Origin of the sequence: Pimelobacter sp. 30-1, assembly GCF_018831735.1 — a bacterium.
Lineage (GTDB): Bacteria > Actinomycetota > Actinomycetes > Propionibacteriales > Nocardioidaceae > Nocardioides.
Genome location: NZ_NHTS01000006.1, coordinates 713,711 through 737,945 on the forward strand (window position 1 = coordinate 713,711; position 24,235 = coordinate 737,945).

Annotated in this window: 18 protein-coding genes; 7 read left to right on the plus strand and 11 right to left on the minus strand. The window is 72.3% G+C overall.

Going from position 1 to position 24,235, the window contains the following annotated elements:
- Positions 1 to 28: 28 nt before the first annotated feature.
- Positions 29 to 400 (plus strand): hypothetical protein, encoded by a 372-nt coding sequence (locus CCO04_RS18325; RefSeq protein WP_215815545.1) that lies wholly within the window; start codon positions 29 to 31, stop codon positions 398 to 400.
- Here CCO04_RS18325 and ligD (CCO04_RS18330) read toward each other — a convergent pair.
- The 3 genes from ligD (CCO04_RS18330) to lhgO are packed head-to-tail and all read right to left on the minus strand — an operon-like array spanning position 393 to position 3,438.
- Positions 393 to 1,310: a non-homologous end-joining DNA ligase gene (gene ligD / locus CCO04_RS18330; RefSeq protein WP_215815546.1), complete on the minus strand. Its 918-nt coding sequence runs from the start codon at positions 1,308 to 1,310 to the stop codon at positions 393 to 395. The genes CCO04_RS18325 and ligD (CCO04_RS18330) overlap by 8 nt on opposite strands.
- Positions 1,310 to 2,239 (minus strand): non-homologous end-joining DNA ligase, encoded by a 930-nt coding sequence (gene ligD, locus CCO04_RS18335; protein ID WP_374197014.1) that lies wholly within the window; start codon positions 2,237 to 2,239, stop codon positions 1,310 to 1,312. The genes ligD (CCO04_RS18330) and ligD (CCO04_RS18335) overlap by 1 nt, the downstream gene beginning before the upstream one ends.
- 8 nt (positions 2,240 to 2,247) lie before the next feature.
- Entirely contained in the window at positions 2,248 to 3,438 is a 1,191-nt protein-coding gene (lhgO, locus tag CCO04_RS18340; RefSeq protein ID WP_215815547.1) for an L-2-hydroxyglutarate oxidase, read from the minus strand.
- Between the two features lie 52 nt (positions 3,439 to 3,490).
- Between lhgO and CCO04_RS18345 the strand changes: the two genes are divergently transcribed.
- Positions 3,491 to 4,405: a Ku protein gene (locus tag CCO04_RS18345; RefSeq protein ID WP_215815548.1), complete on the plus strand. Its 915-nt coding sequence runs from the start codon at positions 3,491 to 3,493 to the stop codon at positions 4,403 to 4,405.
- On the opposite strand, the gene CCO04_RS18350 is transcribed toward CCO04_RS18345, so the two are convergent.
- On the minus strand, positions 4,402 to 6,135 hold the full coding sequence (locus tag CCO04_RS18350) for an FHA domain-containing protein (protein WP_215815549.1): 1,734 nt from the start codon (positions 6,133 to 6,135) through the stop codon (positions 4,402 to 4,404). The genes CCO04_RS18345 and CCO04_RS18350 overlap by 4 nt on opposite strands.
- Positions 6,136 to 6,140: 5 nt before the next feature.
- Complete coding sequence (locus CCO04_RS18355) at positions 6,141 to 7,442, minus strand: hypothetical protein (RefSeq protein ID WP_215815550.1); 1,302 nt, start codon at positions 7,440 to 7,442, stop codon at positions 6,141 to 6,143.
- Positions 7,443 to 7,582: 140 nt separating this feature from the next.
- Here CCO04_RS18355 and CCO04_RS18360 point away from each other — a divergent pair, with 140 nt between their 5' ends.
- A complete protein-coding gene (locus tag CCO04_RS18360; protein ID WP_215815551.1) occupies positions 7,583 to 8,284 on the plus strand; it encodes a VWA domain-containing protein in 702 nt (233 codons plus the stop codon).
- Positions 8,281 to 9,231: a protein phosphatase 2C domain-containing protein gene (locus CCO04_RS18365; protein ID WP_215815552.1), complete on the plus strand. Its 951-nt coding sequence runs from the start codon at positions 8,281 to 8,283 to the stop codon at positions 9,229 to 9,231. Before CCO04_RS18360 ends, CCO04_RS18365 begins: the two co-directional genes overlap by 4 nt.
- 15 nt (positions 9,232 to 9,246) lie before the next feature.
- Here the strand turns inward: CCO04_RS18365 and CCO04_RS18370 are convergent, their stop codons facing one another.
- Entirely contained in the window at positions 9,247 to 10,779 is a 1,533-nt protein-coding gene (locus CCO04_RS18370; protein ID WP_215815553.1) for a hypothetical protein, read from the minus strand.
- An 8-nt stretch (positions 10,780 to 10,787) separates the two neighbouring features.
- On the minus strand, positions 10,788 to 11,600 hold the full coding sequence (locus CCO04_RS18375; protein ID WP_215815554.1) for a protein kinase: 813 nt from the start codon (positions 11,598 to 11,600) through the stop codon (positions 10,788 to 10,790).
- A gap of 203 nt (positions 11,601 to 11,803) precedes the next feature.
- Between CCO04_RS18375 and CCO04_RS18380 the strand changes: the two genes are divergently transcribed.
- Genes CCO04_RS18380 through CCO04_RS18390 form a run of 3 tightly spaced genes read left to right on the plus strand, consistent with a single transcriptional unit; the run spans position 11,804 to position 15,181 of the window.
- Positions 11,804 to 13,393, plus strand: a complete 1,590-nt coding sequence (locus CCO04_RS18380; protein WP_215815555.1) for a hypothetical protein — start codon at positions 11,804 to 11,806, stop codon at positions 13,391 to 13,393.
- Between the two features lie 37 nt (positions 13,394 to 13,430).
- Positions 13,431 to 13,859, plus strand: coding sequence for a hypothetical protein (locus CCO04_RS18385; protein WP_215815556.1), 429 nt, complete (start codon positions 13,431 to 13,433; stop codon positions 13,857 to 13,859).
- A gap of 5 nt (positions 13,860 to 13,864) precedes the next feature.
- Entirely contained in the window at positions 13,865 to 15,181 is a 1,317-nt protein-coding gene (locus tag CCO04_RS18390) for an FHA domain-containing protein (protein WP_215815557.1), read from the plus strand.
- Positions 15,182 to 15,204: 23 nt separating this feature from the next.
- Here CCO04_RS18390 and CCO04_RS18395 read toward each other — a convergent pair whose 3' ends face one another.
- From CCO04_RS18395 to CCO04_RS18410, 4 genes are read right to left on the minus strand one after another with little or no spacing between them, the layout of a single operon-like run.
- On the minus strand, positions 15,205 to 17,226 hold the full coding sequence (locus CCO04_RS18395; protein ID WP_215815558.1) for a cation:proton antiporter: 2,022 nt from the start codon (positions 17,224 to 17,226) through the stop codon (positions 15,205 to 15,207).
- 51 nt (positions 17,227 to 17,277) lie between these two features.
- Positions 17,278 to 18,360, minus strand: coding sequence for an ABC transporter permease (locus CCO04_RS18400; protein WP_215815559.1), 1,083 nt, complete (start codon positions 18,358 to 18,360; stop codon positions 17,278 to 17,280).
- Complete coding sequence (locus tag CCO04_RS18405; RefSeq protein WP_215815560.1) at positions 18,357 to 19,256, minus strand: ABC transporter ATP-binding protein; 900 nt, start codon at positions 19,254 to 19,256, stop codon at positions 18,357 to 18,359. The genes CCO04_RS18400 and CCO04_RS18405 overlap by 4 nt, the downstream gene beginning before the upstream one ends.
- 19 nt (positions 19,257 to 19,275) lie before the next feature.
- Positions 19,276 to 24,198, minus strand: coding sequence for an NAD-glutamate dehydrogenase (locus tag CCO04_RS18410; protein WP_215815561.1), 4,923 nt, complete (start codon positions 24,196 to 24,198; stop codon positions 19,276 to 19,278).
- Positions 24,199 to 24,235 lie beyond the last annotated feature (37 nt).

Here is a 24,235-nt window from a genome sequence, read left to right on the forward strand (position 1 = left end):
GGTCGGCCCGGAGTCCTACACTGGCTGGGTGAGCGCCGAGCGGAGCTACGAGTACGCGCGCCTGTGGGTGCCGCTGTACGACGCCGCCGCGCTCACGGTCACCCGGCCCGTCTACCTGGTCGAGTCCGGTGAGGGCTTCGAGGGATTCGCGGCCGAGAAGAACACGACGCTGATGGGCCTGTTCAACGAGATGGGCCGGGCGGGCTGGCGGATCGAGGCCACCGGGCAGCGGGTCAGCCACCCCTCCCCGGAGTTCCAGCTGCTCATCGACGCCACGCTCGACGAGGCCGACCACGCGGTCGCGCCCGACGAGGTCGCGCACGCGGTCGGCACCGGCGGCGACCCGGCGGGGGTCGTCACCGAGTTCGACGTCTACGCCATGCGCCGCCGGATCAGCTGAACAGGTCGCCGTACTCCTCGACGCGGGCGAGCACCTGGGCCGGGCTGAACTGGTCGAGCCCGAGCGGGTCCTCGGCGCCGGCGGCGACCTCGTCCCAGTCGATCGGGGTGGCGACCTGGGGGCGCGTCGTGCCCCGCAGCGAGTACGGCGCCACGGTGGTCTTGGAGCCGGCGTTCTGGGACCAGTCGAGGAAGACCTTGCCCCGGCGCCGCGCCTTGGTCATCGTCGCGGTGAGCTGCTGGGGGTGAGCCGCGGCGAGCTCCTCGGCGATCTCCCGGGCGATCTCGCTGGTCTCGGAGGACGCCAGCGGCTCGGTGAGCGGGGCGTAGAGGTGCAGGCCCTTGCTGCCGCTGGTGACCGGCAGGGCGTCGTACCCGCGCTCGGCGAGGGCGTCGCGCACGAGCAGCGCGACCTGGCAGCACTCGTGCAGGCCGGCCGGCTCGCCGGGGTCGAGGTCGATCACGATCCGGTCGGCGCCGACCGGGTCGCCGTCGTCGTCGACGGTCCACTGGTGCACGTGCAGCTCGAGCGCGGCCAGGTTGACCGCCCAGACCAGGGTCGGCAGCTGGTCGATGATCGGGAAGACCAGGGTGTCGCCGTGCCGGCTCGGCCCGCGGCTGCCGGTGGTCGGCACCTCGGCGGTGCGCACCCAGCTCGGGGTGCCGGCGGGCGCGTTCTTCTCGAAGAAGCTCATGTCGCCGACGCCGTGCGGCCAGCGGATCCGGGTCACCGGGCGCCCGGCCAGGTGCGGGAGCAGGACGGGCGCGACCCGGACGTAGTAGTCGAGCACCTCGCCCTTGGTGGTGCCGGTGCTCGGGTAGAGGACCTTCTCGAGGTTGGTCAGCCGCATCGTGCGGCCCTCGACGTCGACGTGGACCTCGCTCTGGGGGTGGTCGCTCTTCTTGGGCATCAGAGGTCCTCGGCGGTGAGGTCGGTGCGCACGCCCTGGTACGACGGCTGCCGGAGCCGCTCGTAGCCGACGCCGTGGGTGTCGACGTCGATCACGACGACCGGCTCGACCCAGGTCGTGCCGGCGGCGTCCTCGCGGGGCACCTCGCCGACAAACGGGTTGGCCGTGCGGGTGAGCGGGGCGAGCAGCTCGGCAAGCGCCCGGGACTGCTTGGGACCGATGCCGCTGCCGACCCGGCCGCGGTAGTGCAGCCCGTCGGCGGTCGGCTCCCCCACGAGGACGGCGGCGAGCCGCTCGCTCGTGCCGACCTGGGGGCGCCAGCCGCCGATCACGTAGGAGCCGCGGTGCCGGTGGGCGAGCTTGAGCCAGTGGTGGCTCCGCTCCCCCGGCCGGTACGCCGAGTCGCGGCGCTTGCTCACGATGCCCTCGAGCCCCTGGGCCCGGGTGGCGTCGTGGAGCATCGGGCCGTCGTCGTACTCGGCGGGGACCTGCCAGCCGGCGACCGCCAGGTCGAGCCCGGCCAGCCGCCGGCGGCGCTCGTGGAGCGGCAGCGGGCAGAGGTCCTCGCCGTCGAGGCGCAGCAGGTCGAAGACCATGTAGGTGGCCGGGATGCTCGCGGCGAGCCGGGCCACGGTGGCGGGCTTGCGGACGTGCATCCGGTCGGCGATCACCCGGAAGTCGGGGACCCCGCGCTCGTTGAGGGCGATGATCTCGCCGTCGACGACCAGGTCGCGCACGCCGGGCGGCGGGGTCTGCAGCTCGGGCCAGGCGGGGGTGATCCGGTTGCCGTTGCGGCTGGTCAGGGTGACGGTGCCGCCCTCGACGAAGCCGAGCGCGCGGACGCCGTCCCACTTGACCTCGTGGCACCACTCCTCGCCGAGCGGCACGTGCGTGCCCGGCGTCGCGAGCATCGGCAGCAGGTCGGGCACGGCACCCATCATGCCGGGATCCGGTCGACGACGTGCTCGGCGATGGCCAGGCTCGACGTCGCCGCGGGCGACGGCGCGTTGCGGACGCTGGTGACGCCGTCGGCGTGCTCGATGCGGAAGTCGTCGACCAGGGTGCCGTCGCGCTCCACGGCCTGGGCGCGGATGCCGAAGCCGCGGCGGTGCACGTCGGCGACGCCGATCGCCGGGACGTAGCGCTGGGCGTCGCGCAGGTAGGCGCGCACCGACAGCGAGCCGCGGACCTCGCGCACGCCGGTGCGCCAGTGCTGGGCCGCGAGGTGCCAGAAGCCTGGCCAGGCGACGGTGTCGGCGAGGTCGCGCGCGCTCACCGACGAGCGGCGGTAGGCGTCGCGGTGCGGGGCGAGGACGGCGTTGGGGCCGACCTCGAGCGAGCCGTCGACGCGGCGGGTGAAGTGGACGCCGAGGAAGGGGTAGCGCGGGTCGGGGACGGGATAGACCATGCCGCGTACGAGCCCCTGCTTCGCCGGTACGACGGCGAGGTACTCCCCGCGGAAGGGCAGGATCCGCGGCTCCGCACCGCCACCGGCGAGCCGGCCGAGGCGGTCGGACTGGAGGCCGCCGCAGAGCACGACGCGGTCGACGTGGTGCGAGCCGGCACCCGCGCGGAGGCGGACTCCCCCGGTGACCCGGTCGATCGCGGTGACCGGGGTGCTGAGCAGCACCCGGCCGCCGGCCGCGGTGATCTCGCGGGCGAGCTGCTCGGCGACCGCGACGTAGTCGGTGATCGCGGTCCGGGGCGAGTGGAGCGCGGCGAGCCCGGCGGCGTACGGCTCGACCTCGCGCAGCGCGGCCGGGTCGAGCCGGCGCAGGCCGGGGACGCCGTTGTCGCGGGCGGTGCGCTCGAGCGCGTCGAAGCGGCCGAGCTCGGCGGCCTCGACGGCGACGACGACCTTGCCGCACTCGTCGTACGGGAGGGCGTGCTCGGCGCAGTAGTCGCGGAGCAAGTCGCGCCCGCGGGTGCACAGCTCGGCCTTGAGGCTCCCGGGGCGGTAGTAGATGCCGGCATGGACCACGCCGGAGTTGTGGCCGGTCTGGTGGGCGCCGACGCGGTCCTCCTTGTCGAGGACCGTCACCTCGGCTCCCGGGCGGCGGCGGAGCAGCTCCCGGGCGACCGCCAGGCCCACGATCCCGCCGCCGACGATGCCGATGCGCTGCTCCACGGGCCCATCGTGTCAGGACGCGCTGTCGGCCGCGCAGCGTAGGCTGAGCCCCATGCGTGCGATCTGGAAGGGTGCCGTCTCGTTCGGCCTCGTCAGCGTTCCGGTCAAGCTCTACAGCGCGACCGAGAGCCACGACGTCTCGTTCCGGCAGGTCCACGCCAAGGACGGCGGCCGGATCAAGTACCAGCGGGTCTGCGCGATCGACGGCGAGGAGGTCCCCTACTCCGACATCGCCAAGGGCTACGAGACCGAGGACGGCGAGATGGTCGTCCTCACCGAGGACGACATGGCGAACCTGCCGATGACGTCCTCGCGCGAGATCGCGGTCGAGAAGTTCGTGCCGAGCGACCAGATCGACCCGCTGCTGTTCGAGAAGTCCTACTACCTGGAGCCGGAGAAGACCGGCGCCAAGCCCTACGCGCTGCTGCGCCAGGCGCTGCTTGAGGCCGACCGGATGGCCGTCGTGACCGTCGCGCTGCGCCAGCGGGTGACCACGGCGGTGCTGCGGGTGCGCGACGACGTGATCGTGCTCCAGACGATGATGTGGCCCGACGAGATCCGCACGCCCGACTTCAGCGTCGAGGCCGGCGAGGTCAAGGACGCCGAGGTCAAGATGGCCCAGATGCTCGTCGAGACGCTGTCGGGTGACTTCGACCCCGACGAGTTCGAGGACGACTACGCCGAGGCCGTGCAGGCGGTGGTCAAGGCCAAGATCGACGGCGGCGAGGTGCAGCGCACCGAGACCTCCACCAAGACTGGGGGCGAGGTGGTCGACCTGCTGGCCGCGCTGCAGCGCTCGGTCGAGGCGGCCAAGACCTCGCGTGGCGAGTCCGACGAGAAGCCGGCCGCCAAGAAGGCCCCCGCGAAGAAGACCGCCGCGAAGAAGGCTCCGGCGAAGAAGGCGGCCGCCAAGAAGACGACGACGAAGAAGGCCGCGGCCAAGAAGACCGCCAAGAAGGCGAGCTAGCGGGTCTCGTCCTCGGCCTTGGCGATCAGGTCCTTGACGACGTCGATCGAGCGGATCCGGCCGCTGGTGACGGTCGAGCCCTGGTCGGCGAAGAGCGAGGTCGGGATGCCGATCAGCTCGCCGTCGCTGTTGATCGCCATGCCGCCGGAGTTGCCGGGCGCGATCCGGGCGTCGGTGTCGAGCTCGGAGCGCGGGCCCAGCTCGGGATCGTTGAGCACGGTCGAGATGACGCCAGTGGTCACGGTGATCGACTCGCCCGAGCCGGCCACGGCCGGGAAGCCGAGCACGGTGACGCTGTCGCCGGCGCGCAGGTCGCCGGAGCTGCCGATCGGGACCGTGGGCAGGTCGAGCTTGCCGGTCAGGTCGTTGCCCTGGGCGTCGGCGTAGATCTGGACGACGGCGACGTCGAGGTTGCCGTCGGCCTCGACCACGCGGGCGCGGTAGGCCGCGGGGGCGTTGGTGTCGGTCATGCCGTCGGTGAGCGAGATGAGCAGGTAGTCGGGGTTCGCGATCCGCTCGGCCGAGCCGTACTTGTCGGTCAGGCCGGGCGCCTCGGGCGCGGCGACGTGGGCGTTGGTCAGGATCAGGCCGTCGGAGCGGATGATCGAGCCGGAGCCGTGGTAGGTGCCGATCCGGCTCGGGTCGTCGAGCAGGTGGCTGTCGGCGGTGATCTTGACCGTGGCGGCCTTGGCCGCGTCGAGCGCCGCGCCGCGGTCGGCGCGGTCGCCGCCGCCGGCCGGGTCGTCGCGACCGAGCAGCCAGGCCGTCGTACCGATGCCGGCGACGAGGACGAGGGCGGCGGCGATCGCGCCGATGATCACCAGGCGCTTGCCCAGGCGGCGCCGGGCGATCCGGCGCTCCTCCTCGGCCGCGGACAGGATCGGCACGAGCGCGAGCTCGGGGCCTGCGACCGGGTGGCCCAGGCGCAGGGCGAGCCGCTCGTCGAAGGCGCGCGTGGCGACCCGGCGGCCGTCGTCGAAGGTGCCCTCGTTGGACAGGTTGGTGTAGGTCCAGCCGCCGGGGACCGGGTCGATCCGGCCGTGCACGCGCGAGCAGGCGGGGTCGCCGATGACGACCGTGCAGTCGCTGCGGCGCCCGACGGTGATCTGCATCGGGTGCCGGAAGCGGTGCTCGCGGCCCTCGGCGACGACGAGCAGGTCGGGGCCGCTGCGCGGGGGCACCGGTCCGGCCGGGCCGGGGGCGCCGGCGGGGCGCTGGGGCATCGCCAGGACCTGGGTGGCGTCGTTGCCCGCGATGGCCGGCGGGAGGCCGGGGGCCGCGGCGGGACGGGCGCCCGGGGGCGGCGGGGGTGCGTTGGGGGGCGGCGGCGGAGGCGGCGCGAAGGCCGGCGGGCGGGTCGGCTCGTCGCGGAGCACGGGCGGCTCGACCGGCACCTCGGCCGGCGTGCGCGGCGTGGCGGCGGCGATGTCGTACTCGGCCGCCGGGACGATCACCAGGCTGGCGCCGGCCGCGGGCGGGCCGCAGCGGACCTCGATCCGGGTCTCGACGGGGTACTCGGTGATCCGCTCGCCCTCGACGTAGGTGCCGAACTGGCTGCCCTGGTCGACGAGCACCCAGCCGAAGTCGGAGGCGTGCAGCTCGGCGTGCTGGCGCGAGACCGAGCCGGCGGTGAGCACGACGTCGGCCTCGATCGCGCGTCCGATGCGGTAGACGGGCTTCCCCTCGAGGCGGAGGACGCGACCCTCGACCTCGACCACCAGACCTGCCATGCGGTTCACCCTAGGCCCGGAGCCGGCGCCGCCGGACGGCGCACCTGCACCGTCGCGTCGCGGATCTGGATCCGGGCGCCCTCGACCAGCTCGATCGTGCGGTCGGGCTCGAGCAGGAAGTTCTGCCCGCCGGGGTAGGCGACCGGCCAGGAGAAGTCGGAGGCGTTGTGCAGGCCCCAGCGGTCGGGCGCCGACGGGTGCCGGCGTACGTCGGCCAGGACCGTGGGGTGGTCGATGCCGGAGGTCAGGTGGTCGGAGCGGATCGTGGTCTGGGGACCGACCGCGAGCGTGCGCCGCCCGATCGAGAGCAGGTACGGCGGCCGCACCTGCGTGCGGTCCTGCCAGCAGGTCACGGCGTCCTCACCGGGGCTCCAGAAGTTGGTCGTGCCGCAGGTCGGGCAGGCGAGCATGCCGTCGCGGAGCCGGTCCATCGCCTTGATCCACTGGCCCTCGGTGACCCGGGCACCGGGGTTGTCGAGGCCGTCGCCGAACGCCTGGACGAACAGGTCGCGCAGGAACTGGGGGTAGATGTTCCAGTACTGCTGGACGATCTGGGCCGGCCGGTTGTCGGCATGGGCCGGGTGCATGCAGAACCGCGGCTCGGTGCCGAAGTGGGTCATCAGCCAGTGGGCGTCGCGCATCCCGGTGTCGGTGCGCGCGCCCTCGAGGGGGTGGCCGAGGAAGAGCGCGTAGAACAGCAGCACCGCCAGCGAGTGCCGGTCGGTGTCGGTGTTGGGCAGCGTGCGGTAGGTCGTGTCGCGCACGACCTCGGGCGCCATGAAGTAGGGCGTGCCGAGCACCCGGCCGGTGCCGTTGTCGATGCCGACGTTGTCGTTGTCGCAGATGAGGACGTCGCCGTTGGCCGGGTCGAAGAAGACGTTGCCGAAGGAGATGTCGCGGTAGCACAGGCCCCGGGCGTGGAGCCGCAGGAAGCTGTAGCTCAGCTGGCGGCACAGCTCGATGATCGAGGCGAACGAGACGTCGAGCGGACGGCCCTCGCGGTCGGCGTTGAGGAGCAGGAAGCTCAGCTCGAGGAAGCGCTGGTGGCGCAGGTGCATGACGTAGCCGAAGCTCGGCTCGGTGCCGACCCGCGCCATGCTCAGCGGCCAGAGGAAGCGCTCGTGCGGCGAGCCGATCTCGACGAGCTGCTGCATCTCGTCGTACTGCTGGGCGGTGGCGCTCTCCGGCTTGTACCACTTCAGTGCCAGCGGCTCGCCGGACTCGCGGCGTACCTCGAAGACGTAGCCCTGCCCGCCCTGCCCCAGGAGCGACGTCACCCGGGCGCGTCCCAACGGTCCGAGGTCCACCTCGACACCCTCTGCCAGCACCATGGGGCTGCCTGACCTCCGTCTTCTGGACTCCGAACCTGCGTGACAGGCTATAACCTCGTCAGAACGGGGATAGTTGAAACCTGACGACTCCCACTGCGACGAGAGAGAGGGCCGTGATGAGCGATCGGCTCGGTGGCGCCCTGGCGCGCAAGCCCCTGCACTTCATCTTCGTGCTCGACGTCTCGGGCTCGATGCTGCGCGGCGGGCGCATCCAGGCGCTCAACAACGCCATCACCGAGGTCCTCCCCCACCTCAAGGACGAGGCGCGCGCCAACCCGCACGCCGAGCTGCTGATCCGCGTGCTGGCCTTCGCCAACGAGCCGCAGTGGATCATCGAGGAGCCGACCCCCGTCGACCAGATCCACTGGAAGCGCCTCGAGGCGGTGCCGCGCGGCTTCACCGAGCTCGGCAGCGCGCTCCAGACGCTCGCCGGTGCGCTCGACCACCTCGACGAGACCAAGAGCGCCTTCCCGCCCGCGATCATCCTGGTCTCCGACGGCCGGCCCACCCAGAGCAGCGGCGTCACCTTCGCCGAGGGCCTCCAGGCCCTGCTCAACAACCGGTGGGGCGCGACCGCGGTCCGGCTGGCGCTCGGCGTCGGCCGCGACGCCGACATGCACTCGATGCGCCGCTTCGTCGGCGACGAGGACGTGCCGCTGCTGCGCGCGGACAACCCCGAGCAGCTCGTCGAGTACATCGTCTGGGCCTCCAAGGCGGCCAGCAAGGTCGCCTCACGCCCCGTGGTCGGCCCGACCACCGGGGTGAGCGCCGCGCCCCCGAGCCCGATCGGTGACCCGATCTGGAGCACCCTCGGATGACCCAGCCCCCGTTCGACGGGCGGCGCCCCGAGATCGACCGGCCGGCCGACGTCGGGCCCACCTGGACCACGCTCGCCGACACCCACATCGGGTCGGTGCACGTGCGCGACCAGCTGCCGATCCAGGACGCGGTGCTGACCTGGAACGACCACGCGCTGGGCCACGCGGTCGTCGCGGTCGCCGACGGGCACGGTCACCGGCTGCACTTCCGCAGCGACACCGGCGCCGCGCTGGCCGTGATCAGCGCGGTCGAGGAGCTGCGCCGGATCCTCCCCGAGCTGCGGGCCGCCGACCACGACGCCGCCCGCGACGCCGTACGACGGGCGGGGGCGGCGCTGGTCGCCACCTGGACCGCGAAGGTCGAGCACCACCTCGCGGCCAACCCCTACTCCCCCGCCGAGGAGGAGCTCGGGGCCGCGGCCGACCCGCTGCGCGCCTACGGCTCGACGATCCTCGCGGCCGCCGCGACGCCCGACCTGGTCGCGTTCGTCCAGATCGGCGACGGCGACTCGGTGCTCGTCTCGGCCGACGGCGTGGCCTCGCGGCCGCTGCCCGAGGACCCCGACCTGGACGGGCTGCACACCACCTCGCTGTGCCAGCCGCGTCCCCTCGACGCGCTGCGGGTCGCGGTGAGCGCGGCCGGCGGCGACGCGGTCGCGCTGGTCTTCCTGTGCACCGACGGCTTCGGCCGCTCCCGCGTCGACGCCGACGGGTGGTGGCGCCAGACGGGCGAGCAGCTCGTCGAGTTCATCCGCGACCGCGGTCTGGGCTGGGTGCGCGAGCAGCTGCCGGTGTGGCTGGCCGAGCCCGCCGAGATCGGCGGGGACGACACGACGATGGCGCTGCTGGTGCGCTCGGACGTCGCCGGGATCAGCCGGCCCGACCTCGCCGACACGATGCCGGTCCCGGACGAGACCGTCGAGCTGCCCCGCGCTCCCGAGGCCTGAGCGGCCCGCGGCGGCTCAGTCGTCGCTGGGCCACCACTTCTCGAGCTTGGCCAGGTCGCCCTGGAAGTGCCAGGCGATGCCGTAGCAGTTGCAGTCGTCCTTGTTCCAGTCCCAGTAGAGCGTCGCGGTGCCGTCCTCGACGTAGGCGTAGTAGGCGCCCTCGGCGTCGCCCTTGCCGAAGCGCCAGGTGCCGCCGTTGCCCTTCTTGGCCGCCTCGTCGTACTTCTTCTTGTAGTACTTGCGGTCCTCGCGCAGGTCCTTGCGGGTCTCGAAGCGCCCGACGTTGACGGCGACGCCGTCGACGCCGGACTCGCACTTGCTCTCCTCGGTCTCGCCGGTGAAGAACGTGCGCTGGCGGGCGCAGGTGGCGACGTCCATGTTGATGGCGATGAACTCGCGCAGCGTCGCGTCGGCGGGGCTCGTCGGCTCCGAGACCCGCGGCACCGTGGCGGTGTAGTGCTTGACGAGGTCGTCGACGCCCGCGCCGGAGGCACCGGTCAGGGTCGCCGACTGCAGGCTGCCCTTGCTGTCCCAGTAGACGACGGCCGGGTCGCTGGTGCCCGCCCGCTCCGGGTCGAGCTCGTAGAGGGCGGTCGCGCCGTTGTCGGCGGTCAGCGTGCCGGCGCTGTAGTCGAGGCGGGTGCTGCGGGCCGCGGTGAGGGCACCGTCGTCGGCATAGGTGACCAGGCGCAGGGTGCCGGTGCTGATCGCGCACTGGACGACCTCGGCCTGACCGGCGCCGGGCTCCTCGGCCTTGCAGCCCGAGGCGCCCTCGGTCATCTTGGCCGAGAGCGCGTTGTAGCGACCGTCGATGGCCGCCGGTGCGACGTCGACCTTGGGGCCGTCGTCGGACGTGCTGCCGGTCGGGTCCTTCTTGGCACTGGGCCCGTCGTCGCCGCCCGCGGCGAGGACGACGGCCGTGACGCCTCCGGCGACCAGGACGACCCCGGCCACGGCGGCCGCGATCCACACGCCGGTCCGGCTCTTGCGCGGGGCGGACGGGGCGCTGAAGGCGGCAGGCGGCTGGTACGACGGCACGGCGTACTGCTGCTGCGGCTGCTGCGGCTGCTGCGGCTGGTGCGGCGGGGGCGCGGCCGGCTGCGGCCAGGCGGTCGGCGGCAGCGGCGGAGCCGCCGGCGAGGCGACCGGGGGCCGGACGGGCGGGGCGGTCGGCGGCGGCAGCTCGGGCGAGGCGGGCCGGCCCGAGCGGTAGCGCTGCACGACGGCCTCGGGCACCTTGCCGACGGCGTAGCCCAGCACGGCCGAGGCCCAGCTCGCGGCGGCCTGGTCGGCGCCCCCGCGGTTGCGGGCCAGCCGGAGACCGGCCTCCTCGACGGCGCGGGCCGCGTCGGCACCGCCGTCGATCATCGCGACCAGCGGGGCGAGGGTGTCGAAGCGGACCGCGTCGACGAGCAGGTTGATGTCGCCGGTGCTGGCCTGGTCCTCGGCGAGCACGTCGTCGAGGACGCCGCGGAAGCCCGAGGCGTCGTCGAAGATCGAGCGGCCGTGGACGGTGACCAGCTCGCGCAGCGCGTCGTGGAGCTCCATCGGCATCGTCAGACGGCCGCGCCGAGCTCGGTGACCAGGCCGGAGGCCCGGTCGGCGACCTCGGCCGCGGTCCGCGGCCGCGCGGCGACGTCGGCATCGAGGCAGGCCGCGATCAGGGCGGTCGCCGAGGCCGGCAGGTCGGTGGACAGGGTCGGCTGGGAGGCCAGGATCGAGCGAACCAGCAGCAGCGGCTCGGTGCCGCGCAGCTCGCCGTAGACGCCCTTGCCGGTGATCGCGAAGTGGAGCGAGGCGCCGAGCGACCAGATGTCGCTGGCCCGCGAGGCCTGGGCGCCCAGCATGATCGCGGGATCGGTGAACTCCAGGCCGATCTGGCCTAGACCTGTGGTCACCATGCCCGGGGAGAGCAGCTGGGACAGACCGAGGTCGGCGAGCCGGCCGCCGTCCTCGGCGAGCAGGATGTTGGCGGGCTTGATGTCGCGGTGCGCGATGCCGCGCTCGTGCAGCGCGTGGGCCGCCAGCGCCGCGTCGCGCACGGCGGCCACCCGGGCACCGGTGCCGAGCTGGACCTGCGGCCGCTCCAGCGATCCCTGGGGCAGGAATTCCATCGCGTAGTAGAACGCTCCGCCGTGGCGCCCGGCGTCGTAGACGGCGACGAGACGGTCGGAATCGGCGACGCTGAAGTGCTTGAGCTCGCGCGTGGCGCGGCGGAAGGCGTCGTCGGAGGTCGGCCCGGCGATCACCTTGACCACGACCTCAGCAGCCGGGATCCCCAACCGGGCAGGGGCCTTGGCAAGGTAGTTGGTGCCGTAGTTCGACTCGCCCAGCGGGCGCACGAACTCGTAGTCAGCGATTCCCTGCACGTGATCCTCCGGGTGGTGTGGCGCGACCTCCAGCATGTCACGGTGCCACCGGGCGGGAACCCCGAAACCAGGCAATTTCACCGGTCTCGACCAGCAGCGATCTCCGGGATTCGGGCAGCGGACCAGGGGGTACGCGGTGTAGCGTCTCGGACGCATTCCACGACTTAGGAGGAACGTTGATCGACCCCTCTGCAGCATCCGTGGTGCCCACCACCGACCCGTCGACGTACCTGCCCGCGCAGGCGATCACGGGTGACCTCACCGACCAGATGCTGCAGACGGACTTCTGGACCGACGAGCTCGTCGCAGCGGCCGGCATCCCGATCGTCGACATCCCGTTCGTCACCGTCGGTGGCGGCATCGGCTCGTTCGTCACGGTCGACTACCTGCGGATCGCTGGCGTGCCCACCTCGCAGATGCGGGTGCTCAGCACGCTCGACTTCCCGTGGCAGACCTACGAGTACCTGACCCGGGTCTCCCAGGTGCCGCGCCCCGAGCGGATCCGCTCCGACTCGGCCTCGCGGCCCGACAACATCTGGGGCTTCCCGTCCTACGGCTTCGCCGAGGGCATGAAGAAGTTCGACCTCAAGGTGCTCTGGGGCCTGTTCACCGAGCCGATCTTCGCCGACTACTACACGCCCAAGGCCGGCAACGTCTTCGAGCAGCTCGAGCGCGAGTCCAAGCGCATCGGGTACGACGAGATGCTGGTCAAGGGCCTGGTGCGCATCGTGCGGCGTCGCTACGGCGGCGGCTACTTCACGATCCTCACCCCGCCAGAGGGCGCCTCGGCCACCAAGCGCGTGGCCTTCCGGTCGCAGTACGTGCACATCGCGGTGGGCTACCCGGGCCTGAAGTTCCTGCCCGAGCTCCAGACCTACCGCACCGAGAACAACGACTACCGCCACATCGTCAACGCCTACGAGGCGCACGAGCACGTCTACGAGCGCCTGGTCCAGACCCCCAGCACCGTGCTGGTGCGCGGCGGCGGCATCGTCGCCTCGCGCATCCTGCAGCGGCTGATGGACGACCGCGAGAAGCACGGCGCGCAGACCAACATCGTCCACCTGTTCCGGACCTACATCAACGGCACCAACGACGGCTACGGCAACGAGGGCGACCCGCGTCCCGGCGGCGGCAAGACCCGGGTGACGATGCGCCGGCGCGGCGGCAACGGCTGGGCCTACCAGGGCTTCAACTACCCGAAGTCGGTGTGGGGCGGCCAGCTCAAGGCCCAGGTCCGCAAGCTCGACGGCGAGCAGCGCGCCGAGCTCTACAAGCGGATGGGCGGCACCAACACCCCGTGGCGCAAGAGCTGGCAGCGCCAGATGAACCAGGGCCGGGCCGAAGGCTGGTACACCTGTGTGGTGGGCACCGTCGACGCCATGCAGCCCAGCGGGGAGCGGATCGTCAACCAGGTCCGCACCGCTCAGGGGGTCGTGCCCGTCGAGGTCGACTTCGTCATCGACTGCACCGGCCTCGAGGCCGACATCGCCGAGCACCGGCTGCTCAAGGACCTCCTCGAGCACGGCGGCGCGAGCCGCAACCCGGTCGGCCGGCTCAACGTCGACCGCAACTTCGAGCTGATCGGCACCCAGTCCGGCGGCGGCGCGGTCTACGCCTCGGGCGCGACCACGCTGGGCGGCTACTTCCCCGGTGTCGACACCTTCCTGGGCCTGCAGGTCGCGGCCCAGGAGATCTACGGCGACCTCCAGAAGCGCGGCTTCTGCAAGCGGATCGGACCGGTGCGCTCGACCCGGCAGTGGTGGAAGTGGCTGGCGGGGAGCACCCCGTGACCCCGGCCGCCCCGATGATCGAAGGAGCGCGGGACTGATGCTGCCCACCCTCAACGGCCGGATCCAGACCCGGGTCTTCATGCTCGTCGTCTTCGGCGGGCTGATCACGCTCGTGCTGACGCCGATCCTGCCCGGCGACCCCGACTACAAGACGACGTACCTGATCCTGGCGACCGTGCTGGTGCTCGGCATCGTGTGGGAGCTGATCTACCACCTGATCCAGCAGCTGCGCTGGGAGAAGGACTGGCCCACCCTGTTCGGGCTCATCACCGCGCTCAACGAGGGCGCGCTGGTGTGGCTGCTCGTCGACCTCGGCGCGGTGCCGGGCATCGACGGGGACACCGTGCCCTTCTGGGCGTTCTTCATCGACTTCTCCGTGATCTGGATCGTCGTCTGGATCTGGACCAACGGCCCGATGCGGGTGCCTTTCATCCGCTGGCGCTTCTTCGGCGGAAGGATCGTGTGACCCCGATGACCCACACCTCAGCAGACGACTGGAGCCGGGCCCGGGTCGTGCCCGGCCCCGGCGCCGGCACCCTGGCCCGGATCGGGCCGGTCGTGCTCCTGGTCGGCTCCGACGACCCCGAGGTCGTCAAGCCCTACCTGGAGCACGCCGAGATGGTCGCCGCCAACGGCGGCCAGGGCCGCCAGCTCGTGCGCGGCTACGCCCTCATGCTCTCGACCACGGTCGAGCAGTCCCCCGGCTTCGCGGCGCTCGCGCCGCACACCACCGGGCTCGCGGTGTTCGTCGACGGCGACGTCACGGTCACCGTCGACGGGCAGGCGATCTCGGGCGCGGAGTCGCTGGCCTGGGTCGAGCGGCTCATCCCGTGGCCCATCGAGGACGTCACGGTGACACTGCCCGGGGCGAGCGCGCCGGCCGACGGGTCGTCGTACCGGCTCGACGGCGGGGTCGTGCCCGCCGGGTCGCTGGCGCTCGGCGCGGGCACCAGCGCCGGCGTCGTCGTCGGGTCGGTCCCGGTGCCGGAGCCCGAGCCGGTGCTGCCGCCGCCGGCCCCGCCCGTACCGCCGCCGCCCCCGGCTCCCCCGGTGCCCGAGCCCGAGCCCGTGCCGGTCCCCGAGCCCGAACCGGTCCCGGAGCCCGAACCGGTCCCGGAGCCCGAGCCGGTCCCCGAGCCGGAGCCGGAGCCGGTGCCGCCGGTCGCGGGCCGTCCACTGCCGCCGGTCCAGGCCGACGAGCAGATCAGCTTCCAGTCGGTGCTCATCAGCGAGGTCGAGGACGACCTCGACGACTTCGAGCCGCTGCCGATCGTCGAGAACGCCGCCCAGGTCCACGAGGAGCACGCCCACGAGCAGGTGCGCGGGGTCTACTGCAAGAACCGGCACTTCAACGACCCGCGGGTGCTGTTCTGCGGGATCTGCGGGATCAACATGGTCCAGCAGACGCCGGTCCTGGTGAACGGCCCGCGGCCGCCGCTGGGCGTGATCGTGCTCGACGACGGATCGGTGTTCCAGCTCGACACGCCCTACCTGCTGGGGCGCGACCCGAGCGGGGACGAGCGGGTCACCGGAGGTACGTTCCGGCCGCTGCCGATCATCGACCAATCCAACCAGGTCTCCCGGGTCCACGCGCGACTCGAGATGCGCGGGTGGGACGTCGTGCTGGTCGACAACAACTCGACCAACGGCACCTACGTCCACGTCCCCAAGACGCCCGACTGGATCCGGATGCCGCAGGGCGCGGAGCAGATCCTCACCCAGGGCACCCGGGTCCGGATCGGGCACCGGACGCTGGCGTTCAACACCCACGCCGGCAGCTCCAGCTGAGCCGGCCCGCGCGGCCTTCCTGATCAGGCCGGGGCGGCGACCTCGCCCAACGAGACGGTCGTGAAGTCGACCGGGGCAGGGTCGAGCTCGGCGCGCACCCGGGCGCCCGCCGCACCCCCCACCCCGTACGACGACAGCTCGATCGGCGCGGCAGCCAGCGGTCCGTCCGAGGCGGCCGCCTCGAGGCGCACCCCGCGCTCCTCCAGCGCCGTGCGGGCGGCGGTGAGCCGGCGCCCGCCCTCCCCGCGCAGGTCGAGCGCGACGCCGCGCTGGAGCGCAAGCCGCGCGCCCAGGACGGTGGCGGCCTCGCTGTCGCTGTCGGCGTTCCAGTGCACGACCACGGGAGCGTCCGCGTCGGGCGCCGGGGTCCCCGCGGTGGCGACGAGCACCACCGACTCGTTGGCGGCCACGACGGTCGCGAGCGACGGGTCGTCGGACCAGGCGAGGAGGCCCTGCGGGCGCAGCACGCCGATCAGCTCGACGAGGTCCTGCTCGACGTCCGCGCTGGGGTGGGCGATCACCCGGATCGGCACGCCGAGCCGCTCGCCGTGGTGGACCAGTCCCTGCTGGCGCTCCATCGCCGCGGCCATCTCGGCCAGGTCGAGCGAGAGCCCGCTGCCGACCTCGAGGGGGCGTCCCTGGGGCGTGAGGTCGGCGATGACGATCTCGGCAGGCCTCGCCCCGCCGAGGGCGCCGACGGCGAGATCGACGAGGAGGCGGTCGTCCTGGCCGGCGTGGGCCAGCACGAGCATCCGGTCGACGGCCTCCTCGCCGAGCGCGGCGCGCTCGGCCTCGGCGATGTCGCGAGCGACCCGGCGCTGGGGGTAGACGAACCCGAGCAGCGGCCCGGTCATCACCGTGGTCACCAGCGCCATGATCACCATGAGGGTGAACAGCTCCTGGCTGAGCAGGCCCTTCTCGAGACCGACGTTGAGGATGATCAGCTCGGTCAGGCCGCGGGTGTTCATCAGCAGCCCGAGCGCGCTGGCCTGCCAGTGCGGGACCTTCTGGAGGCGGGCGCCGACGTAGGCGCCGACGTACTTGCCGATGATGGCGACGGCGAGGATCGCGAGCATCGGCACGATGTGCTCCGTGCCGAGACCCTGGATGTTGACCTTGAGGCCGGAGATGAGGAAGAAGACCGGCAGCAGCAGGAGCACCGAGATCTGCTCCAGCCGCACCAGGATCTCGTGGCGCAGGGCCGCGGCCTGCTCGTGCGGGATGATCGCGCCGAAGAGGAAGGCGCCGAAGATGTAGTGGATGCCGATGACCTCGGTGGTGGCCGCGAACAGCAGCATCCCCACCAGGACGACGGACATGATGGTCGGCGTCAGCTCGCCCGCCTTGTGGTAGGCCCGGGTGAGCCAGGTCAGCGCCGGCCGGATCACGAAGATCGCGACCAGCACGAACGGGATCGCCAGGTAGATCGCCCAGCTCGGCAGGTGCCCGTGCCCGGCGTCGACACCGGCCAGCGCGAGGACGACGGCGAGCAGCGTCCAGGCGATGATGTCGTCGGTCGCGGCGCAGGCGAGAGCCAGTCCGCCCGTCTCGGTGCGGTGCATCCGGCGGTCGGTGAGGATCCGGGCGAGCACCGGGAACGCGGTGATCGACATGGCCGCGCCCATGAACAGCGCGAACGGCCAGAAGTCCGCACCTGCGGGCTTGAGCGCCGCGGTGGCGTCGGTGTCGACGAAGAGCTTGGCCAGCCCGATGCCGAGCGTGAAGGGCAGCACGATCGAGCAGATCGAGACCGCTCCGGCGACCTTCTCGCGGCCCTTGATCAGCTTGATGTCGAGCTCGAGGCCGACCACGAACATGAAGAGCACCAGACCGACGCGCGCGAGCACGTCGAGGAACGCGCGCTGGTCCATCGGGAACAGCTCGCCGCTGAGCTCCATGCCCAGCAGGCTCGGGCCGAGGAGCACGCCGGCGGCGATCTCGCCGACGACCGGCGGGATGCCGATCTTGGCGACGAGGGTGCCGGCGATCCGGGCGACGACGATGATCAGGGCCAGCTGTCCGAGGATGACCGCGAAGTCGAGCATGGCAGAGACCTTAGGTGCTCACGCCCCTCCGCGTCCCCGGCTCGGGAAGCCTCAGGTGGTCTCCCACCGGAAGAGCCGAGCCGCGAGCGCGGTCACCACGACGGCGAACCCGGCCAGGATCAGCAGCGGTACGACGGCCGACCCCGGCCCCTGCCCGCGCACCATCACGTCGAGCATCCCGGTGTTGAGGTGCTTGAGCGGCAACAGGTCGGACAGGCGCTGGATCCAGGTCGGAGCGACGTCGAGCGGGAAGAACGAGCCGCTGAGGAAGGCCATCGGCAGCACCAGGAAGTTGGCCAGGTTGACCGCCCCCTCGGTGGTCTTGGCGAGGGCCCCGGCGAGCAGCCCGATCGCCATGAAGCACAGGGTGCCCACGACGATCAGCGGTATAGACATCCACCACGATCCGGTGAGGGTCAACCCGAACGCCGCCGCTCCCAGGCCGAGGAAGATCGCGAGCTGGGCGAGCGCGACGGTGAGCGTCACCGCGACGCGCGCACCGACGACGGTGCCCGTCTTGACCGGCGCGAGCTGGAGCCGGCGCAGCAGCTTGGACTGGCGCCAGCCCTGGAGGGTCGCAGCGGCGCCGAAGGCCGCGCTCATCGCGACCGCCCAGCCCAGCAGGCCCGGCGTGACGAACTGGATCGTGGTGAGCGAGTCGTCCTCGACCCGCTCCGTCACCAGCTGGTACGCCGGCGGCTGGCCGGTCGCCACGACGTTCATGCCGTCGACGAAGGAGCGCAGCGTGCCCTGGGTGACGGCGGCCTTGACCTGGTCGGTCTGGGTGTAGTGGGCGATCAGCTGGTCGCCGCGCTGCTCGATCGCGACGTCCGCGTCGCCCTTGCGCACCTCGTCCAGGGCGGCGGCGAGGCTCTTCTCCTCGGTGACGTCGAAGGTCTGCTTGAACGCCTCGGCCACGTCGTCGGGCAGGTCGTCGACGAAGGGCACCGCGCCGACCTGGATCATGTCGACCTTGGACTGGTCCTGGCTGCCGAGCAGGCCGCCGAAGAGCACCAGGAACATCAGCGGGAAGATCAGCGCGAAGAACACCGACGCCTTGTCCCGCAGGAAGCCGCGCAGGATCGCGAGCGACAGCGCCCAGAACGGCGATCGGGCCTGGCTGCGGCTGCTCATGCCCGGTACTCCCGTCCGGTCAGGGCGAGGAAGACGTCCTCGAGCGTGCCGGTCTGGACGCTCACCCCGTCGAGGTGGTCGCCCGCGGCGAGGACGCCGAGCACCGGCCCTGGTTCGCGGGTCACCAGCACCAGGCCGTCGATGCCCTCGGAGGCCTCGGCCACCCCGGGGATCTCGGCCGCCTCGGCGGCGCTGAGCGTTCCCGGGGCGACGGTGATCCGGGCGGGGGCGTCGAGTCCCCGCACCAGCGCGGCGGGGCTGTCGACCTGGAGGATCCGGCCGTGGTCCATCACCGCGACCCGGTCGCAGAGCACCTCGGCCTCGTCCATGTAGTGCGTGGTCAGGACGACGGTGCGCCCGGTGTCGTTGAGCGAGGACAGCAGGTCCCACAGGTTGCGGCGGGCCTGCGGGTCGAGCGCGGAGGTCGGCTCGTCGAGGAAGACCACCTCGGGGTCGTGCACCAGCGCGCAGGCGATCGAGAGCCGCTGCGCCTGGCCCCCGGACAGGTCCTCCACGCGGGCGTCGGCCTTGTCGGTGAGCCCCACGCGCTCGAGCCACTCGTCGGCGACGGAGCCGCCCACGCCGTACAGGCTGGCGAAGGTGCGGATCTGCTCGCGTGCGGTGAGCCGCTCGAAGAACGACGACGCCTGGAGCTGCACGCCGACCCGCGGCTGCAGCCGCGGGTTGCGCGGCCACACCGGCTCGCCGAGCACCTCGACCTGGCCGGCGTCGGGACGGCGCAGGCCCTCGACCATCTCCAGGAGCGTCGTCTTGCCCGCTCCGTTGGGGCCGAGGACCCCGACGAACTCGCCCTCCTCGACGGTGAGGGTCACGTCGTCGACGGCCGTCAGCTCGCCGTACCGCTTGGTCAGTCCGCTCACCCGAATGGCGTTCACCGCACCGACCCTAGACAACTCAGGTGAGCAGGCCTCGCACGACCCGCAGGCCCACCGACACCTTCGCGAGGTCGGCCGGCTCGTCGCCGCAGACCGCCGTGAGGGCACCGATCGCCTTGTCGACGACCCCGCCGGCCTCGGCCTCCCAGGCCGCCACCCGGCGGGCCGCGGCGGCGAGCGGGTCGTCGTCCTCGACCGCGCTCGTGGCGGCGAGGACCTCGGCGGTGAGCTGGGCGTGGACGGCGTAGAGGTCGTCGCGCAGGGCGGCCCGCGCCATCGTCTGCCACTGGTCGTCGCGCGGGAGCGCCACGATCCGCTGCTGCAGCACCGACAGGCCCAGCCGCTCCCCCAGCGCGAAGTGGACGCGCGCCACCTCGGCCGGCTCGAGCTCGGCCTGATTGGCGATCTCGACGATGTTGAGCAGCGTGTAGGCGACGTCGAACGACGCCACCCGGGCGGCGAGGTCCTCGGGCACCTGCTGGCTCTCCAGCGACCGGCGCCGGTTCTCGTACGCCGCCAGCTCGGCGCCGGTGAGCAGGCGCGGCAGCTCGAGCATCGCCTCCTGCACGTGGGCGGCGAAGAACTCGACATTGCCCTGGCTGTCGAGCGGGGGCCGCCGGTTGGTCACCAGCCAGCGCGAGGCCCGCTCGACGAGCGTGCGCATCTCGACCCGCATCCGGGTCTGCACGGCCGCGTCGAGCACGTTGTCGTACTGCTCCAGCTCCTGGCGCAGGTCGAGCGAGCCGAAGATCTCGCGGGCGACGAAATTGGCCCGGGTCAGCTCGGCGGCGCTCGCCCCGGTCTCGCCGGCCAGGCGCGGCCAGTAGGTCATGCCGGCTCCGTTGACCAGGTCGTTGACGACCTGGGTCACGATGATCTCGCGCCGCAGCGGGTGCTCGCCGATCTGGTCGAGGAAGCCGTTCTGGACCGGCGCCGGGAAGTACGACTGCAGGTCGAGCGTCAGGTAGGGGTCCTCGGGCAGGTCGGAGGCGAGCAGCTCCTCGGCCAGCACGATCTTGGTGTAGGCCATGAGCACCGCCAGCTCGGGCTGGCTGAGGGTGTCGCCGGCCTCGATGCGCCGCTTCACCTCGCGGGTCGGCGGCAGCGCCTCGAGCTCGCGGTCGAGCAGGCCCTGGGACTCCAGGTCGCGCATCCACTGCTCGTGGACGTGGAGCAGCGAGACGGCGTTCTTGGCCGCATTGGCCAGGGCCAGGTTCTGCTCGTAGTTGTCGCGCAGCACGAGCTCGGCGACCTCGTCGGTCATCGAGGCGAGCAGCTCGTTGCGCTGCTTGCCGGTCAGGTCGCCGTCGGCCACCACCCGGTCGAGGAGCACCTTGAGGTTGACCTCGTGGTCGGAGGTGTCGACGCCGGCGGAGTTGTCGATGAAGTCGGTGTTGATCCGGCCGCCGTCGCGGGCGTACTCGATCCGGCCGCGCTGGGTGAAGCCCAGGTTGCCGCCCTCGCCCACGCAGCGCACCCGCAGCTGACCGCCATCGACGCGGATCGTGTCGTTGGACTTGTCCCCCGCCTCGGCGTGGGTCTCGGTGGAGGCCTTGACGTAGGTGCCGATACCGCCGTTCCAGAGCAGGTCGACCGGCGCCAGCAGGATCGCCCGCATCAGCTCGGCCGGCGTCATGTGCTCGACGTGGCCGGCGATCCCGAGCGCGGCGCGGATCTCGGCGTTGAGCGGGATCGACTTCGCGCGGCGCGAGAAGATGCCGCCGCCCGCCGAGATCAGGCTCTTGTCGTAGTCCTGCCAGCTCGACCGGGGCAGCGCGAAGAGCCGCTGCCGCTCGGCGAAGGACGCCGCGGCGTCGGGCTCGGGGTCGATGAAGATGTCGCGGTGGTCGAAGGCCGCCACCAGCCGGGTGTGCTCGGAGCAGAGCATGCCGTTGCCGAAGACGTCGCCGGACATGTCGCCGATGCCGACGACGGTGAAGTCCTCGTTCTGGCAGTCGACGCCCATCTCGCGGAAGTGCCGTCGTACCGAGACCCAGGCGCCCTTGGCGGTGATGCCCATCGCCTTGTGGTCGTAGCCGACCGAGCCGCCGCTGGCGAACGCGTCGCCCAGCCAGAAGCCGTAGTCCGCCGCGACGCCGTTGGCGATGTCGGAGAACGTCGCGGTGCCCTTGTCGGCGGCGACCACGAGGTAGGAGTCGTCCCCGTCGTGGCGGACGACGTCCGCCGGCGGCACCGTCGCGCCCGCGACCAGGTTGTCGGTGACGTCGAGCAGCCCGCGGATGAACGTCTGGTAGCAGGCCACGCCCTCGGCCAGCCACGCCTCGCGGTCGGAAGAGTCGGGCAGCTGCTTGGCGTAGAAGCCGCCCTTGGCGCCGACCGGGACGATCACGGTGTTCTTGACCATCTGGGCCTTGACCAGGCCGAGCACCTCGGTGCGGAAGTCGTCGCGCCGGTCGGACCAGCGCAGGCCGCCGCGCGCGACGCTGCCGAAGCGCAGGTGCACTCCCTCGACCCGCGGCGAGTAGACGAAGATCTCGTACTTCGGCCGCGGCTCGGGCAGGTCGGGGATCGCCGAGGGCTCCAGCTTGAGCGAGAGGTACGGCTTGGGGGTGGCCGGCTCGCCCGTGTGCTGGAAGTAGTTGGTGCGCAGCGTCGCCTGGATGTGGGTCAGGTAGGAGCGCAGGATCCGGTCGTGATCGAGGCTGACCACGCCGTCGAGCGCCGTACGGACCTGGTCGACGAGGACGCTCTCGCGCCCCTCGCGGTCGGCGCCGACGGCCGGGTCGAAGCGGGTCTCGAAGAGCTCGACGAGCAGCCGGGCCAGGTCGACGTTGTCGACCAGCGCCTGCTCGATGGAGTCGACCGCGAACGGGCTGTTGCCCTGCTTCATGTAGCGCGCGTAGGCGCGCAGCAGCATCGCCTGGCGCCAGGTCAGCCGCGCCGCGAGGACGAGGCGGTTGAAGCCGTCGGTCTCGGTGAAACCGTCCCACATCGCGCGGAGCGTGTCGGCGAACAGCTCGCGGGCGTGGTCGGGCAGCGGGCCGTCGTAGCGCAGGCCGAAGTCGTAGATGTGGGTCAGCCGGCCCAGGCCGTTGAGCGTGTAGGGACGCTCGTCGACGACCTCGACCCCCATCGAGGCCAGCATCGGCAGCACCGCGCTCAGCGAGAGCGGCTCACCGACGCGGAACATCTTGAGCCGGGCCTCGCCGTCGGCCGCGTCGACCTCGGCGTAGAGCGACTGGTCGCGCCCGTCGTCGCCGGGGATGCCTTCGATCCGGGCGAGGTCGACCGCGGCCGTGCGGGCGCTGAAGTCCTCCTTGTAGGCCTCGGGGAAGGCATCGAGGTAGCGCCGGCCGAGCAGGGCGCCGGACTCCTCGCCGTACTCGGCGATGACGGCCTGGACGAAGTCCTCCTGCCAGGAGCGGGAGGCGTCGATCAGGCGCCGCTCGAGGTCGGCGGTGTCGATGTCGTCGGGGATCAGCTCGCCCTTGGGCAGGTGGACGACGAAGTGCACGCGCGCCGTCGTCGACTCGTTGATGCTGACGTTGAACTCGACCGAGTCGGGACCGATCCGGCCCTTGCCGATCTGCTCGGTCAGGATCTGCACGAACTTGTGCCGGATCCCCGTGTTGTAGCGGTCGCGCGGCAGGTAGACGAGCACCGAGAGGTAGCGCGCATAGGTGTCGCGGCGGATGAACAGCCGCACCGCACGGCGCTCGCGGGCCTGCATGGCGGCCTCGACGATCGGGCCGAGCTCGTCGACCGGCGTGTGGAACAGCTCGTCGCGCGGATAGGTCTCGAGGGTGTCGAGCAGCGCGGCACCGTCGTGGCTGCGGGCGTCGTACCCGCTGCGGAGGAGGACCTCGTCGGCCTTCTCGCGCAGCAGCGGGATGCGCAGCAGCGACTCGGTGTAGGCCGCGCTGGAGAGCAGGCCGAGGAAGCGGCGCTCGCCGACCACTTCACCGTCGGGGCCGAACGTCTTGACGCCCACGTAGTCGAGGTACGCCGGGCGGTGCACGGTGGAGCGGGAGTTGGCCTTGGCCAGCACCAGCACGGTCTTCTCGCGCGCCTTGGCCTTGACCGCGTCGGGCAGCCGGCTGAAGGCGATCGAGGTGTCCTTCTCGGCCGGGTGCTCGCGCAGGATGCCCAGGCCGGTGCCCGGGACGGGGCGCAGCACGTCGTCCTCGGGCTCGCCGTCGAGGGCGACCCGGTCGAGGACGTACTCGCGGTAGCCGAGGAAGGTGAAGTGCTCGTCGGCCAGCCAGGCGAGCAGCTCACCGGCCTGGCGGACCTCCTCGGCCGGCAGCGGCGGCGGGTCGGAGGCCAGGGAGGCGACGGTCTCGGCGACCCGCTCCTGCATCTGCGGCCAGTCGACCACCGACGCCCGGACGTCGCCCAGCACCCGGCGGCACGCGTCGGCGACGCGCTCGGGGGCGTCGGCGCCCTCACCGCTGAGCCGCGGGATCTCGATGTGCATCCACGACTCGCGGATCGTGCCCTCGACCGGGGCGGTCGAGCCCGAGGCGACCGGCTCAGCCTCGACGAGGCGGCCGCGCTCGTCGCGTCGTACGTCGAAGGTGGGGTGGATGACCGCGCGCACGTCGTGGAGCTGGCGGGAGAGCTCCATGGTCAGCGAGTCGACCAGGAACGGCATGTCGTCGACGACGACCTCGACCACGGAGTGGCCCGCCGCGGACCAGCCGTGCTCGGCGACCGTCGGCGTGAACACCCGCACCTTGGCGGCACCGGGCTCGCGCTCGAGCGCGAGGTGGTGGTGGGAGGCGAGGGCGCCGTAGACGTCGACGTCCGTACGGCTCTCGAGCTCTTCGGTGGCCACGTGGCGGTAGTACGCCGGGAGCAGCGCGGGCAACGCCTCGCGTGGCGGCCCTCCGCTCCCCTTGGCCGGCGCGGCCGCGGCAGCGGCCTGCTCGAAGATGCGGTCTCGGTCGGAATGGGCAGCAGAGGAAGGCAGCGTCGTCATTGACACACCTCGACAGTAGGACCTCGAAGTTCCGGGC